Annotated in this window: 10 protein-coding genes; 9 read left to right on the forward strand and 1 reads right to left on the reverse strand. The window is 64.6% G+C overall.

Going from position 1 to position 16093, the window contains the following annotated elements:
* The first annotated feature begins 146 nt into the window (after window positions 1-146).
* The 4 genes from E1261_RS02000 to E1261_RS02015 all read left to right on the forward strand — a co-directional run bounded on the left by E1261_RS02000 (window position 147) and on the right by E1261_RS02015 (window position 8853).
* Entirely contained in the window at window positions 147-509 is a 363-nt protein-coding gene (locus E1261_RS02000; protein ID WP_132400832.1) for a hypothetical protein, read from the forward strand.
* 353 nt (window positions 510-862) lie between these two features.
* Entirely contained in the window at window positions 863-7390 is a 6528-nt protein-coding gene (locus tag E1261_RS02005; RefSeq protein ID WP_238175949.1) for an RHS repeat-associated core domain-containing protein, read from the forward strand.
* 6 nt (window positions 7391-7396) lie between these two features.
* Window positions 7397-7981, forward strand: a complete 585-nt coding sequence (locus tag E1261_RS02010) for a hypothetical protein (RefSeq protein ID WP_132400838.1) — start codon at window positions 7397-7399, stop codon at window positions 7979-7981.
* A gap of 92 nt (window positions 7982-8073) precedes the next feature.
* Window positions 8074-8853, forward strand: a complete 780-nt coding sequence (locus E1261_RS02015; protein WP_132400841.1) for a hypothetical protein — start codon at window positions 8074-8076, stop codon at window positions 8851-8853.
* 305 nt (window positions 8854-9158) lie between these two features.
* Here the strand turns inward: E1261_RS02015 and mobF are convergent, their stop codons facing one another.
* Window positions 9159-12782, reverse strand: coding sequence for a MobF family relaxase (gene mobF / locus E1261_RS02020; protein WP_165952318.1), 3624 nt, complete (start codon window positions 12780-12782; stop codon window positions 9159-9161).
* Window positions 12783-13027: 245 nt separating this feature from the next.
* Between mobF and E1261_RS02025 the strand changes: the two genes are divergently transcribed.
* From E1261_RS02025 to E1261_RS02045, 5 genes are all read left to right on the forward strand, one after another.
* The gene (locus E1261_RS02025) at window positions 13028-13366 is read left to right on the forward strand and encodes a hypothetical protein (RefSeq protein WP_132400847.1); all 339 of its coding nucleotides are present in this window, start codon (window positions 13028-13030) and stop codon (window positions 13364-13366) included.
* Window positions 13350-14660 carry a hypothetical protein gene (locus E1261_RS02030; protein ID WP_132400850.1) on the forward strand — a complete coding sequence of 437 codons (1311 nt, stop codon included), beginning with the start codon at window positions 13350-13352 and terminating at the stop codon, window positions 14658-14660. The genes E1261_RS02025 and E1261_RS02030 overlap by 17 nt, the downstream gene beginning before the upstream one ends.
* A complete protein-coding gene (locus tag E1261_RS02035; RefSeq protein WP_132400853.1) occupies window positions 14657-15178 on the forward strand; it encodes an ImmA/IrrE family metallo-endopeptidase in 522 nt (173 codons plus the stop codon). Before E1261_RS02030 ends, E1261_RS02035 begins: the two co-directional genes overlap by 4 nt.
* Before the next feature lie 134 nt (window positions 15179-15312).
* The gene (locus tag E1261_RS02040; RefSeq protein WP_132400856.1) at window positions 15313-15519 is read left to right on the forward strand and encodes a hypothetical protein; all 207 of its coding nucleotides are present in this window, start codon (window positions 15313-15315) and stop codon (window positions 15517-15519) included.
* The gene (locus E1261_RS02045) at window positions 15506-15715 is read left to right on the forward strand and encodes a helix-turn-helix transcriptional regulator (protein WP_238175950.1); all 210 of its coding nucleotides are present in this window, start codon (window positions 15506-15508) and stop codon (window positions 15713-15715) included. Before E1261_RS02040 ends, E1261_RS02045 begins: the two co-directional genes overlap by 14 nt.
* The last annotated feature ends 378 nt before the right edge of the window (window positions 15716-16093 follow it).

The raw sequence follows: 16093 nt of genomic DNA on the forward strand, positions 1-16093 counted from the left end.
CCCGACATCATCCGCACCCTCCCCTTCGGCACAGGCATCCTCCTAGCTCGCACAGCCCCACCCATCCTCCTCAACATGACCCCTTGGACCGCCCGCGCCGACGCCGACGCCATCCGCCTCAGCATCGCCCGAGCTACCGACCTGCCATGAGCCGAGACGATGAACTCGGCCGCGCCTTCGGGCTCCCAGCAACAGACCCGTACGTCATCTGCTGGCGTGATCTTGACGAAAGCAGCACGGCCGAAGAGCTGGATCGGCTCAAAGACTGGGTCGACTGGGTGACGAGTCGGTACGACCTCGACCACAAGGTCGTCCCGCCATGCTGGGCTGCTCACGGTGCCGTGGTCGAGGAACTCTCCGCGCTCCGCACGCTCTGGGAGTCTTGCTACCAAGACGACGCTGCGCCAACCGATCCCGTCGCATTCCACCGCGACCTGACGTTGGCGATGCGGCGCCTGAGGGACTGGACGTCAATGCTTGGTTGCACCAGGACCGTCCACCGTGGGTAGCCGAGCCCTCACAGCAGTTGCTGTCGGGTGGGTGTCTGTGTAGGGCAACAGGTATGGCGTTACGGAGGGGCGATTGCAGCTTGATGCAATTTCTGTAACGTGGCGCGGTCGCTTCGCGATGGTGGGGTTGCTGGCCGCCCTTCGGATGTCCCTCCGCGGGTGCTGTCCCTCTCGGCCGGCGTGAGGTGGGTCTGCCCATGTATGTCCTGGATCGTTCTCAGCGTGCCCGAGTTCAGCGTTTCCCGCGGGTTGTCGCAGCATTCGTGGCTCTTTCGCTACTGGTGACTGGCTTGGAAGCCGAGCAGCCGGCCCAGGCCGTGCCTGTGGCCGATCCGGTGCCGCCTGCTACGAAGGTGGCATCTCGACCGGACCTGGTGTCTGCGGTGGTGACTGCGCGGTCGCAGGGCGCGAAGGTCGAGGTCGAGTCGATGCGCACCGAGACGGCGACGACCTGGGCGAATCCGGACGGCACGATGACGACCGAGGCGCACATGGCGCCGGTCCGATTCAAGAACGCGTCAGGGCAGTGGCGGTCGGTCAACCTGGAACTGGCCAAGGGCACGGACGGGACGGTCGCGCCCAAGGGACATCAGTTGGGGTTGCGGCTGGGGAAGCGGACGACGGGGACCGGTGGGGTGTTCGCGTCGGCTGCTTCGGCTAACGGTGGGTTGATGGAGTGGCTGGCACCGTTCGGTCTGCCGGAACCGTCGGTCGGCGGGACGAAGGCGACGTACGCGGATGTCCAGCCTGGTGTGGACTTGGCGTTGGATGCCCGGCGTAGCGGGTTCGAGGCTGACTTCGTCGTGAAGTCGCGGCCGGAGTCGGCGCCGGTGTGGCGGCTCCCGTTGCGGACGAAGGGTTTGACCGCCCGTACGGCGAAGTCGGGTGTGATCGAGTTCGTTGACGCGGGCAACGTCGTCCGGGGCCGGATCCCGGTGGCCTACATGTGGGACGCGGCGAAGAACCCGGTGACGGGTGAGCCGGCCACGAAGACCGTCGTGAGCGTGTCGGTGGAGCACGTGTCGCCGGGTAAGGCGACGCTGGTGGTCGCGCCGGACCAGGCGTGGTTCATGGACCCGGCGCGGGTGTTCCCGGTGACGGTCGATCCGACGTACGTGGCGGGGACAGCGTCGCCGTCGTTCGACACGTTCGTGCAGACGAGTGTGGGCACGGATTTGTCGTCGACGACGGATCTGCGGGTGGGGAAGAACGGGACGCATCAGGAGCGGACGTTCTTCAACTTCGGCACGGGGCCGTTCCAGGGCAAGGACATTGTGTCGGCGACGTTGTCGCTGTATCAGGACGGCGCGACGACCTGTACGCCGACCGCGGTGAACCTGTACGGCGCTGGGGTCGCCTCGAGTTCGACGACGTGGGCGAATCAGCCGACGATCTCGTCGACCCTGTCGGGTACGGCGTCATTCGCAAAGGGCTTCTCGGGTTCCTGTGTGGCCGGCCGGGTCGGGATTCCGATGACGAGCTTGGCGCAATACTGGGCCACGACCCAGGCTGGCACAGTCGGTGTCGCGCTGAAGGCAGCCAGTGAGTCGGATGCCAGTTACTGGAAGCGCTTCAGGTCGATGGAGTCGTCGACCGATCCGTTCGTGTCGTTCACCTGGAACCGCAAGCCGAACGCTCCCGCGACGGTCGAGCCCAGTGAAGCCGTCGCATACGCCGCTCCTGGCGAAACCAGCTCATCGCTCTATTCTGCGTCCCTGCGACCATGGGTACGTACCAAGGCCACGGACCCGGACGGAAACACGGTCAAGTACATCTTCGAGTTCTACACCGGCTCGGGCTCGACGCTGAGCGTTAAGGGCACCTGTACGTCGTCGGTGTACGCCTCGGGTACGACGGCCGGCTGCCGACCGGCGACCGACCTGCCCGACAACACGCTGCTGTACATCCGGGCCAAGGCCAACGACGGCCGACTCGATGGTCCGTGGGTGAGCTACAACCAGCGGCTGCGGACCGGTGCGCAGACCCCGGCACAACCTGCCATTTCCTGCCCTGCGCCGCACGGCAACAACACTTGGCAGGACACCGCACCGACCGTCGACGTCAAGTGCACGATCACCGCGACCGGCACCGGCTACAACGCCCCCGGCTACTTGCGCGTGATCATCGATGGCAAGCGTCCGGCCGCTAACCCCGCCGGGGGAGCGGAAGGCCAGATCAAGATCACACCATCTAGCGACCCGACGGTCGCGAAGTGGGACGTGACCTTCCCGAAGGACAAAGCGGGTCTGCACACGATCGTGACCCAGGCCGAGACCCCGGCCGGACGGTTCTCGACGCCGAACAAGACCCACGCTTTCGGCTGGGGCGGCACGGCGCTCACGTCACCGACCGCCGATCCGCGCATCACGACCGCAGACAACATCCGGGTCACCGCTGCCGGCCCGCCCAAGGGGACCGCCTCAAACGTCTCGGCGCGGGTCAAGTGGCGCATCTCCGGGTACGGCGGTGCCGACGACCTGGTGGGCTGGAATGAGGACGCCACCGACCTGCCGGTGACCGACAACGGCACGGGTGGTGTCACGGTCAACACGCTGTGGGACACGAAGAAAGCGACCTCGGACGCGAACCTGGACTCCGACCCTGACGCGGCTGGCGTGCAGCCGACTGTGCTGAACGAACGGGTCCCGGTGAAGCTCGACATCCAGGTCTGCTTCAAGTACGGCTCAACTGAACAGTGCACCTGGTCGCAAACTCCCGACACCACTATCCAGCGTGTACCGCATGCCTTCGGCAACGGCTATCCGACGGCCGAGGCAGGACCAGGCCAGGTCGCCTTGTCTACAGGTGAGTTCAACATGTCGGCGACCGACATCTCGGTCCCTGGCTACACCGGTGACCTGTCGATCTCGCGGTCACACATGACGTACGAGACGCCGCGAACTCCGCTCGAGAACCTCTTCGGTGATGGCTGGAGCACACAGTTCGACGGCGCCGACGCTGGCGCTGCCGGCATGCAGGTGGTCGACTCCACCAGGACCGACGGCACTCTCGTTTTGATGGACGGTGACGGAACGACGCTGGTCTTCGAGACGCCCAACGCCCAGCGTCGCACCACGGCCGCTTTCGCGACCGGCAACTGGGTTCCGGTGGATGAGGACACGCAACTCGACGGGTCACGCCTGACCGTGTCCGGTTCGGGTGCGTCGACACTGCTGTCCTACACCGAGGACGACGGCACCATCACGACCTGGACGCTCCCCGCCGCGCCGACGGCCAACGCCGACGCCCAGTTCCGCCCGGCCGGGATTGCCGAGCCAGGGATTGCTGGCAAGACGACCTTTTCCTACGACGGGACCGGGCGGGTGGCCCGGGTGATCGCACCCGCGCCGCCCGGTGTCACCTGTGGCGCCTTCAACCCATCGGCGCCCCTGACGGGTCTGAACCCTGGTTGCCGGGCGCTCCGGCTTGCCTACGACACCGTCGGTTCGTCCATGGTCCGGATCGGCGAGGCGTGGCTGGACATCTACAATCCGGACAAGTCCGGTGGCGCCGGGATGGACTCCATCAAGGTCTCTACCTATAGCTACGACACGCTGGGGCGCCTGATCAGGGTCACCGACCCGCGGTCGAACCTGTCCACGGAGTACGGCTACAACGAAGGCAACGATCTCATCTCGGTGAAGCCCGCCGGCCAGATCGCGTACCAGCTGAACTATCTCACCGTCGACCAGCGCCAGAAGCTTGACTCCGTCAAGCGTGACCGCCCTGCCGGCGACCCGACGGGCGGTACTGCGACTCTCGGGAAGTTCGTCTACGACGTGCCGTTGTCCGGCCCGGGCCTCCCCGACCTGTCGGCAACCTCGGTCGCACGCTGGAACCAGAAAAGCAGCCCGGCCAACGGTTATGCGGTCTTCGGGCCTGACCGCCTAATCTCCGGCACACCAACTACTGACGACTGGCAGTACGCCGACCTTCAATACACCGACGCCGCCAACTACACCGTCAACACGTCCCAGTACGGCGCCGGAGACTGGCAGTACACCTCGACCGACTACAACGAGGAGGGCAACATCGTCCGAGCACTCGACGAACGCGCCCTGCGGTCGGTGATCGACGGGTCCATGCCGCCCGGTGCGTCGGTCGATCAACTGGCTTCGCTGACGGTCTACAACGCCGACATCAAGAACGCCGCCGGCGACACCATCACACCTGCAGGCTCCATGGTTACCGACGCCTATGGCCCTGCGCGCTATGCCGCCCTGAAGGACGGCACTGTCACCTGGATCCGCCCGCACTCCCGCACCACCTACGACCAGGACGCGCCAAACGCGGGCATCAACCCCGACACATCGCTGCCCTACCGGCTGGCCACCAGCGAAACCTCCTATGCCCACGACCCCGGTACGGGCACCGACCTCGAGATCACAGGCCGAACCCTTACTGACTACGCAGCGCCCATCGCTGGCGATACCGACGGCTGGGCACAGAGCCGGCCGAGCAAGACCATCGCTGATCTAGATCTCGACGGCATCAACAGTGCCGGCGACATTGCCAAGACCACGCGGTACGACGCGGAGGGTCGTGTCGTCGAGACCCGGCAACCGGCCTCAAATGGTTCTGATGCCGGTACGACGAAAACCGTCTACTACACCACGGTCGCCAACAGTCAGTTCGCCGAGTGTGGAGGAAAGCCACAATGGGCCGGGCTGGTCTGCAAGACGTATCCGGCTGCCCAGCCGAACTCTGCCGCAGGATCGACGCCGACCCTGCCCTCCACCACGACGAGTGCGTTTACCTACCTGCTCGCGCCGAAGACCGTCACCGAAACCTCAGGGCCGGTAACACGCACCAGCACCACGTCGTTCCTCCTCGACGGCCGCACCGCCTCCACCAAGACGACCGTCGACGGCCTGACTGGGTCGAAGGCGATCACGGAAAAGATCCCGACCTACGACACAGCCACTGGGCAGGCGATCCTGACGACCGCGAAGAACTCGAGCGGTGAAACCGTCGGCACCGTCACGACTGGCTATGACACCTGGGGCCGGCAGACCACATACCAGCCATCCGGCGAAACTGCCTCCACTACGGTTTACGACGCAGCAGGCCGAACCAAGACGGTTACCGACGCCAACGGCTCCACCACTTACACCTACGACGGCACTGATGCCGTCGGCAACTCTGAGCACCGCGGCCTGCCGACCAAGGTCGAGGTCACGACGGCCGGATCCACTTGGACATCGGTGGGCGCTTACGACGCCGACGGTGCCCAGACGATCCAGAAGCTGCCGGGCGGCATCACGCAGTACAACGACATCGACAACGCAGGCGAAGCGGGCGGCCGACGCTACACCGGGCAGGTCACCTCGCTGAACGCGGACGGTTCGACCACCGTTGACCCGAACGGCCCCTGGCTGTCCTGGTCAATCGAAAACGATGTCGATGGCCGTGTCGTCCGCGAGTGGACCCCCGACGGCGCTGCGTTCACCGGCCCAGCCGGCGATGCCCCGGGCGATGCCATCCCCTACGACCGTGCCTACACCTACGACAACGCCGGCCGCCTGACCCAGGTCCGCGACCGCACTGCCGCGGCCACCGGCATCGACGTCACAGACCCGTCCGAAATACCGTCTTGCATCACCCGCAGCTACGGCTTCGACCGCAACGACAATCGCCTCACAAAGGCCACCGCCCCAGCTGCAACTGACGGCGCCTGCACCACGACAGGCGCCACGACAGTCACTCATGCCTTCGATACCGCAGACCGCCCAACCACCGGTGCCAACGGCATCGGAACCTACAGCTACGACGCCCTGGGCCGCACCACGAATCTGCCAGCCGCGGATGCTCCACATCCGACCGACGGCGACATAACCCTGTCCTACTACGACAATGACCTGCCAGAGTCCATCAGCCAGGGCGGTACCACGACGTCGTTCACCTTGGATGCGGCTGACCGACGCTCCACAGAATCAGTCACTGACGCAACCGGCACCAAGCAGACAGTCCGTCACTATGCAGACAGCTCCGACAACCCCACCTGGGTAACCCAGGGCAGCGTCACCACCCGCTACGCTGAACTCATCGGTGACGACCTCAACCTCACCGTGGACCAGACGGGCGCCGCCGACCTCACGATCGCCAATCCTCACGGCGACGTGGTCACCTCTGTCGAGTTGCCCGCCGCAGGCACAGCGGCAACCTCGATCGGCGGCTGGAACGGCTATGACGAGTACGGCAACGCGGCCGCAGCCAATGCCAACCACACCGGCACTGTCAACTACGGATGGGTAGGCGCCAAGCAGCGAGCAACCTCAGGCGCAGGCCTGGTCCTGATGGGGGTTCGCCTCTACAACGCAGCGACCGGGCTCTTCACCTCGCTGGATCCGGTCGCGGGCGGCAACGCCAACGCCTACATCTACCCGGCCGACCCGATCAACAGCTCCGACCTCGACGGCCAGTGGAAGAGGCCCAAGTGGCTCAACTGGAAGAACGTCGCCAGGGTCGCCACCGTCGCTGCGTTCGGCGCCTGCATCGTCGTCTCGGCCGGCGCCTGCCTGGCCGCCGGAGTTGTCGCAGCCGGTCTCTCCGCCCGCGCGAAAACCGGCACCTTCAAAAGCAGGAGGTTCCTGAAGGCATGGGGCGTCGGCTCGCTGTGGGCCCTGGGAGGCGGCGTCGTAGGCAAGGGCATCGGTAAGATGTACGGCGAGCGAGGCGTCCGGTACGCCAAGCACATGCGGATCGGGAAGTGGCGATCGCGCTGGCTGCGGAGGGTACGAGGGTTCAACGGCAGGCCGACCACACCACGCCGGGGAATGTACTACGTGCACCAGGCAATGACCGGTGGCTACATGAGCGCCGCACAGGCAGTCAATTGGAAGAAGAAGCCGCGGCGCAGCCGCGCCCAGTACATCGATTAAAGGTTGATGAACCTCACCATGAACACCTCCGGAGCGGAGCCGACCGTCTTTCGTAACAAGACCAACCGTTTTTGGGGTGCCGGGCTGATCGGCATCTTCGCGGTCGGCTGGCTCCTGAGTGATCCGTTAATGCTTCGCGGTGTGCCGCTTGATGTGCCGCCTGCGGATCGCATTACGTCTCAAGATGCCGCAGTCTTCTCGTGGGTGCTGGCAGTTGTTTCTGGTCTGGTTCTGGCGCTGCTCTGGTACCCATGCGTGGAAGTGTCGGATGAAGAGGTGGTCATCAAGAATCCATTGCTGACAACGAGCATCCCGAAAGAAACCATCACGGCCGTGGACGAGTCGAAGACCTACCTGCGAGTCATTGCAGCCGGCAAATCCTACATCTGCATCGGCTTGGAAAAATCTCTGGCCATGGCAGTCCGGGATGCCTCCGACTCGTCCACAGCATTGGCGACTGCCGCCATACCTGAAACACCGACGCCAACTAGCGAGGAGCCGAGCAGGTCTTTGCGGCGGCCGACAGTTGTTGAAATCGTCGTCATCTTGGTTTGGTTCTCCCTCGGTGCGATAGCGCTGGTCAAAGGGTAAACATCCCGTCACCGGCTGCCTTGAGGCTAGCGCCATGCTATTGCTCGGCCTGTGCACCGTGGGTGTTTCCGCAAGAGTTTCTAGGGATTGTCATGCGACGAATGTTCGGCACTTTCGTACCGGAATATAGAAAGATCGATGGCGTCAGGTACCGTGTCACGTATCGGCCCGAGATCCCAGTCGGCGTCCGGGCGATACAGGTTGACGAATTCGATAGCGGCCATGCTGAAGACTCTCTTGACTTCCTCGAACCAGCTCAAGGCACCCTCACGCACCTCATCGTCACCAACGGCCAAATCCGAGATGTCTCTGTCCTGGAGCGTTTGCCAGCTCTCCGCAACGTGACGTTGAATACCGGAAAGATTCGCAAAGGGGTGGAGGCTCCGATACCTGGACTCGAGGAAGTGGGTCTTGGATGGTCGGAGCGAGTCCGGGCACTGCTGGCAGGCCCTCGGCTAACCAAGGTCGTGCTGGACTCCCCTCCTAAGGAGGTGCCGGTCGCGGGGATGAGTCTGGAGAAGTTGAGGCTGACCGGCGTGGGGCATACATGTCTGCCGTCAGTCCGGGTGCGCGACCTATGGATTGCTAGCGGGATCCGTCGCGGCACTATTGAAGGCCTGCGACAGGTCGCCGGACTCCGCGAACTCTGGCTGGACAATGTCGTCCCTACAGATCTGGGAACAAGCCCAGACCCCGCTTTCTCGCAACTGCGGAGCCTGGCGCTGGAAGATTGCCGGAACATCCCGAGCCTGCTGCCTTTCGCCGAGACTCAGCTTGATGAGCTGATCGTGATCGGCGATGTTTCGGTGCAAGATGGCACGCTCGCTGGTCTGAACGCCAGGAAGCGGCGATTCCCGCCGGGCTGGGCGTAGCGGTTCCAGAGCGGAAGGGTTTCGCTGTGGGGCCTGCGCCCACAGCGCCGAGGATCCAAAGAACAATATTCATGCCCGCCCCAGGCAGGACGAGGAGGTAGCCCGGGAGCTGAAGGGGTCGTTGGTGGCGCCGGCATTGTCGCGAACTGGCCGGGCTCCGCACGGGCGGCCTGCTCGCCCCTGGCGTCAGTTGGTAATACCGGCGTCGAGGACGGCCAGCGTCATGAGGATCGATGTTCTCCCAGGCGCTGGAAATCCATCCGGCACGCTCCAGCCAGGCAAGAACTGGGGTGCAACCTCCCGCCTCAGCCCCGCGTGAGCGGCGGACTCGCAGCAGGGTCATCGACTCCGGCGCCGTCATGGTGCTGGATCGCGAACCCCTGGCCGGACTCGGGGGGAGCGAGGTGGAGTGCGGTGGTGAGGCGGCTGTAGGCGGCGTACTGGGCGGCAGCGGTTGGCTGCGGAGGTTCACCAAGTGGGTCGGCAGTGTGGATGCCGTACCGCTCGCGATAGGCCACGATCTGGCGAAGCCATTCGGTGCGCTGTGAGGCGGATTGGTCAGAGACGAAACGGTCGAAGGCTTGGTACCAGGGAGGCGCCTCGTGAATCGCCTGCTCTGTCAGCCAATCAACGCGTTGCACGATTTGGTTCTCGATCTCGCGGAGCGGTGCAACCAACAGGGGGTCGCTGGTCTGACGAGCCGGACTGACCATCCCGGCGATCAGGATCGGCTGGCGACCTGTCTGGCGAGCGGATCTGTGGAGTAGGCGCAGCGCCCTGGTGTGGAGGACTGCGGCCAGGTCATGCGCATCCGTCAGGGGCGCCTGGTTGACGGCCATGCGAAGGAAGTCTGCGACGTTGAAACCGACGCTCTCGGCACGTCGCAGCGCCGCGGTCAAGGCGCCATACGCCGCAGATGCCTGAAGTGCGGCCTGGTCGGCAGAGTCCAATCCGCTGGTGGCGATGGCACCCGCGTAGCGGGTGCGGGCGTCTAGTTGGCAGAGGTGTTCGTGGATGGGGACTAGGCGGTCGAGGCGGGTGGCGTTGTCTAGCTCTTGACGCATGACTTCGTGGGCGGAGAGTTCTACGCCGGGGTTGTCGAGGACGGCTTCCAGGACGTCCTGCATCGTTTGCTCGAGCTGGGGTTCGTGGAGGTCTGGGGTGGGTTGGTGGGTGGTGATGTAGGCGTGGTTGGAGTGGCGGCCGCGGGTTAGGCCTACGTAGAGGAGGGCTCGGGTGAGGTGGTCGGTGACTACTAGGTGGGCGGTGTCGACTGTGGCGCCTTGGGCTCGGTGGGCTGTGGTGGCGTAGGCGAGTTCTACGGATTCTTGGACGTAGGTGGTGGGGAGGGTGACGGTGTCGTTGTTGTGGTTTTGGACGGTGAGGGAGCCGTCGGGCCAGCGGTGGATGACGGTCCAGTGGTCGCCGTTTTGGACGAAGCCGGTTTGGCCGTAGCGGAGGCGGCGGTTGTTGAGGCGGGTGACGATGTGGTCGCCGAGGCCTACGGCGGTGCCGTCGTGGAGTTCGACACCGTCGGGTTCGACTTCGCCGGTGGTGATGCGGTCCAGGCGGGCTCGGGCGTTGAGGCGGGCGACGGTGGCGTTGTCGGCGGCGATGAGGAGGCTGATTTTGCCGGTATGGATGTCGGCTCGCCAGGCTTGGTAAGCGGCGTCTTCCATTTCGTCTGCGGGGCCGGCTGCCAGGCGATCGTGCTCGTCATACGCGTCGATGACATCGAAGTGGCCGGCGCGGAGGGCGAGACTGGCATCGCGTTCCCAAGGGTTGGTGAAACGCCAGACATCGCTGAGTTCAGCGGCGTCGGTGTCGTTGGCGACGAGGCGGAAGGCGCCGCCGGTGTCGGCCGCTCCGAGTTGGGCGTCGTCGCCGATGAGAAGGAGTTTTGCTCCAGCCGCATCGGTTGCGCGGGCGAGGGTGGCGAGTTCCATGGTGCCGGCCATGGAGGCTTCGTCGATGATGACGAGTTGGTTCTTGTGGAAGGTCCATCGGTCGTCTTCGGCGCGGAGGCCGGCCAGCTGCGTGATGAGGGAATGGTGGCGGAGTCGGCGCCGACTGCGGTGGGCGAGGTGGGCGGCGTGCTCGGTTTCTTGGATGCGTTGTCGGCGGATCTCAGCGCCGAGGCCGGCGGATTCGTAGATCCATTTGGCGATGTTCTCGGTTGGAGCTCCGATGGCGTCCGAGAGGATGGTGGAGGCGGCTGATGACGGAGCTAGGGCGATGATCGAGCCTTCGCCGTGGGCTCTCTGCCATGTGGAGCTCAGGGCGGACAGGAGGCTTGTCTTGCCGGTTCCGGCTGGTCCGCGGAGAGCTTCGACCTTCTGTCCGCTGGTGGCGATGCGGTGAAGTGCCCGGACCTTATCGGCGCTCAGGTTGTCTGCCTGGACGAGTCGATAGCTGATCTTCGGGCCGGCTGCGTCACGTGCCAGATCGAGGAGCACGGCCTCGGCGCCGAGGATGACGGGTGAGGTGTAGATCTGGCCATTGTGGATGGTGAAGACGCTCTCGCCGCTGGCGCGAGCTATCGGGACGGCGACCAGCTCTGGTGCGGTGAGACTGATGGAGTGCTGTTCGGCGCGCTCGACAATTGCCTGGAGTACGTCGAAGCGATCAGTCGACGAGATCAACCGAAGTAGCCGGGTTTGGCGGGCTGCCTCGGCCATCAGGTTCCAGCGGGTCCATGTGGCGCGCTTGTTCTGGAGGGTCAGAACGGTGGCCGCGCCGTACGCGTCGATCGTCTCCGGGCTGAGATCTGCGGCGGCGAGTGGTCGCTCACCTTGGTGTTCGAGAGACTGCTGAATCGTGGCCAGGACGTCGGCACCGACGGCTCGATGCGCGCGGTTCTTCCACTCGGCCATCATGGCTGCGAGCGGTCGCGCCTGGTGCTTCGGTGGCCGGTTCAGGAGTGTTGCCTGCTGTCTGAGGACGTACATCTCGCGGCGGCTGGGCGGGTGGGACCGGTCGCTCCGTTGTTCGAGCAGGGTGGCGAGGTTGGCCTCGATTTGCTCCGTTCTGGCTGAGAACTCGTTGATCAGTTCGTCTGGGATCACGTCGATCTCGAAGGCTGGATTCCGACTGGATCCGCGCTCGCGCAGCTCCCATCCGACGCCGAGTCGGCGGGTCAGATTGTCGGCCAGGAGGACGTTGTGGATCTCGGACATCGCTACAGTCGCGCGATGGAGTACGCGGCTGTCGAGCGTCCGCCAGACGCCGTCCTCGCGGCCCTGAACGCGGTTGGCGACGACCACATGTGTGTGAAGTTGTGGGTCGCCACTCCGCGTGTCCCAGTGGTCGAACGTTGCCGCGATGACGCCGCGGATGTCGAGTTGCGCGATGCCGTGTTCGCCGGACCGGGTGAAGGCTGCGTGCTGTTCGATCAAGGTGACTACGTCGTGGACGGCCTCGTGATGGGCGGCGACGATCTGCTCCTGGACGCCGACATCGGTCGTCGCCCAGAGGGCTGATACCGACTTGACGGGGGAGAACGTGAAGTCGAAGCCGGCCACGGCATGTTTCGTCTTCTTACGCATCTCGGTCTTGCGGATCTGCGCAATAGCGGCTTGTCGCTGCACGTCATCCAGGCTTGGTGAGAGGCGGCGGATCTCAGCTCGAATCCGCTCGGACGGGGACGGATATGTCGGATACGGGCGCCCGAGAATTCGACCGTTGAGCGGGTCCTCGCCGCGGCCGAACAGAGCTGCCATCGAGTCTTCTGTCACCTCGGTTCCGGGCAGGAGCAGGCCGTCGCCGAGGCCGGGTAAGCCGCTTCCGATCCACCGGCCAGGTGGGTATCCGGTGGACGTGTAGTAGGCCGTCAGAGGGGTTGCCATCCTGCGGTCGAGGTCGCCGGACGCGATGTGCTGCAAGAGGTATTTGTAGCCGTCTCCAGCTGTCAGTCGATGGATCGTCAGCATCCGGAGCCGCCCTGTGAACGGCCTGCAGGACGTTGTCGGGTTCGCGTCATAACCACTCAACGGCGCAAGCGCCGTACCTCTGATTCCTGCCGTGCAGGCAAGGCCTGCTCCTTGCGTGCCAGATGTGTGACGGTGCTTGCCCTTGCCGCGAAGGGCAAAAAGTTGTCCTCGGCATCCGTTGAGTGGCGGTGAACCCATCGGCCAGTCCTGAAGGCGGCACTCAGGACTCCAACGGAAGGACGCAGATGAACACACACGATGATCCGGTACGACGACGTCTCGTTGACCTGGTCACGCGCGCCGAGGCGATCGTCGAGGCGATGGAGTCGACCACACTGGATGGCCGGTGGGCGATGACAGCGTTCGGTCGCTACCGGCTATGCGCTCTGCTCGGAATCGCGCCGTACGGAATCTACGAGGGCGACCTTGAGGCGGATCCCGTCGCGCTCATCGAGGAGGCGGCCGGACTCGCAGACGTGCTGGAGGTCTCCCTCGAGGAAGTCAGTTGGCGGCTGGCGCTTGGCGATGCACTTCGTACTGCGGCCACGGACATCCGGATGGTGCGCGATGCGCACGACGTATGAGGACCTCTTGCGCGCCGCTCGCCGGTCCGCGGTCGAAGCGGCACAGAGTCGATACAAGAATCGGTCTGAGGCCGTAGACGACTGGAGGGCCGTGGTCGCGGCGTCTGCGGTCCATCTCCGCTGGCTGCGGCATCGATTCCGCGCGGCTGACCTGTACGACGAGCCCGCCGTACAGTCTGATCGCCCGCTGGGGCGCTTAGCTCAAGCGATCGGCGCTGGCAGCGATCTTCTGGCACTCCAGGACGCATCGAACGCCAGCCTCCTTGATGATCCTTGGCGCCTTCGGGCTGCGCGAGCAGAAGTCGCGGCCATCGCTCTGACCGGCGCTGACTGTGTCATCGGCCATACCCGAAGTCGGACACCCGAGCGGCGTTTGGCGGAACTGGCCAGTGGAGAGCTCGAGAAACTCGCCAGACACGGCGAGCCCAGCAGCGGACTGGGGGAGCTCGGGTTGCTCTCAGCTGGCGGACCTGTCAGCTCCGACGACGAGCTCTCGATGTTGCCACGGCGCGCCTCGCGCTGGGAACGCGCCGACGACGACATCGCTGTGGAATCACTGCTAACCCGCGATCTGCGATCTACAACAGCGCAGATCCGATGCGTCTGCGGATACGTCTGGCATTTGGCATGCCACCTGCTCGCATCCTCTCAGGCTGAGCTGAGCGCCGTACGACGCCTGGAGCTCGGCGTACTCAAGCAGGCCGTGCGATCAGCCGAGGCAGGAGCCCTGCGCACCGCGGAGTCCTGGAGACGACGACTCTCCGATCTGGACGGGCACACCGGTACGCCGAGCGAGGTGATGTTCCTGGATCTGAGAGCTGCCTTGGATCAGTTCGTGCGTCCGGAAGGCCGGCTACTCGAACCTGATGTGCTGGTGCCGGATCACGCGACTGCTGTGCGGGTCCTGGAGGTCGTCGACGAGATCGTTTGGTCTGCGGAGCAGGTAGCACGGCGGCAGCAGCGCGCGGCTGCAGTCTTGGTGAGCCAGGGGCGCTTGTTCGTTCCACGACAAGACGTCAGTAAGCAGGATCCGAGGTACTTGAACAAACCGAACAACACCAAGCTGCTTCAAGGGCGGTGGCTGCGAACCACTCGCCCGGAGTTCTTCGCCGCATTGACGGCGTGCCTGGCATGGAGTGCCGATCATCTGTCGGTCGCTTCCGACGTTGCTCGTCGGCTGGCGGGCACATCACTGGAGCGCCGCCCTAGCCACGGTCAGCCTCTGCGTAAACCAGCGCCGGATTTCGAGCTGCCAGAGCTTCTGGACGTCCAAGATCAAGGGAGGTTGCCATGAGCAAGGAGTCGGAAAAGACGCGCCGCCTGTGGGTTGCGTTGAGGCATCAGGCACAGCTCAAAGGATTCCGCGTTGTCGTGCGATCGATGGAGGCTACCGCGTCTGCCTACTGTGACTACGGCACGAAGAAGGTTGTGATCTCCGATCGTCTCAATCCGGCAGATGCGCTTGCCCGATTAGCTCACGAGGTTGGGCACGTGTACCTCCACACGAATCTCTCATTACAGGATCGCGGTATCCGCGAGATTGAGGCTGAGCTCTTCGCATACGCCATGCTGGCTGATCACGGGATCAGGCCTGATGATTCGTTGCTTCACTACATCGCGAGCTGGGCGATGCGGGTCGCACCGCATGCACCGGAAGATCTGGTCGGGACAATCTCCGAACAGCTCGTCCCGGCGACCAGACAGGTCAGCGTCCAAGTGCACAGGTACCTGCGTGACCACATGCAGCCGGCACGATCGGGCCCAGCTGAGCCGCCCTTCCTGCCATCCGACCATGACGGCCCGGTGTTGTGACGGTGGGCGCCAGCGAGAGAGCCGCTGCTCTGCGGCGTGCTCGAGAACGGCAGGCGAGGATCGAGGCCGCGACCGCCAGCGCGGTTGCGGCGCAGGGCAACGTCGTACGGGCCAGCGAAGCGAAAGCTCAAGCGATGGAACGCCATGATGAGCGCATCGCCGCGACTGAGTTGCTGTGCCAGTCAGAGATCGCCCGACTGACGAAGGCCTGCGGATCGGCCGAAGCTGCTGCGGAGATCCTTGGGGTCTCGCAGAGGGAGGTACGGCGGGTGGTCAAGGCCGAGCGCACCCGCCTGATGAATCGAAGTCCCAGGACGGAGCTGCGCGATGACGATGTCTGACGCCGATCCGCTGTGGGACATCGATCAGGTCGCGGCTTACCTGAAGGTTCCGAAGCGCACCTTGTACCGCTGGCGAACGTATGGCTACGGCCCACCGGGCAGGCGCGTGGGTCGCCACGTTCGTTACCGCGCGAGCGAAGTCATCGCCTGGTTCGCGGGTCTGAGCGACCATGATCCCAAGGAGAGCTGGGAGTAGCTTCTCTGCGGAACTGCATTGCTAATAGGTACAAGCGATCTCTGTCGATCGCTGGCCCATTCTGCGACTCGAGTAGGTCGTCGAGGCGCCGCAATGCTTCTCCTAACCCGTCGTCCCAGCCGCTCGCGTAGCCGCGCTCCCAAGGCCAGCGGAGGACGTGGCGGATCTGGAAGCGCAGACGCCTGCTGGTGAGGTTTCGTGCTGTCACGTTGGTCCGATCGGGCTGAGCGATTCAACTTTGGGGCAAGGGTTCCTGCCACCGACAGGGGAGACGGCGGCAGGAACCCTGGTTCCCCGTGATCTCCACCGCACGGTGAGGCGCGTGGTGGAGTTGGAAGGCGTGACCGACGCGGAGACCGCTTCTCGACACGTCAGCCA

Source organism: Kribbella albertanoniae, assembly GCF_004348455.1.
In the GTDB taxonomy this organism is placed as follows: domain Bacteria; phylum Actinomycetota; class Actinomycetes; order Propionibacteriales; family Kribbellaceae; genus Kribbella; species Kribbella albertanoniae.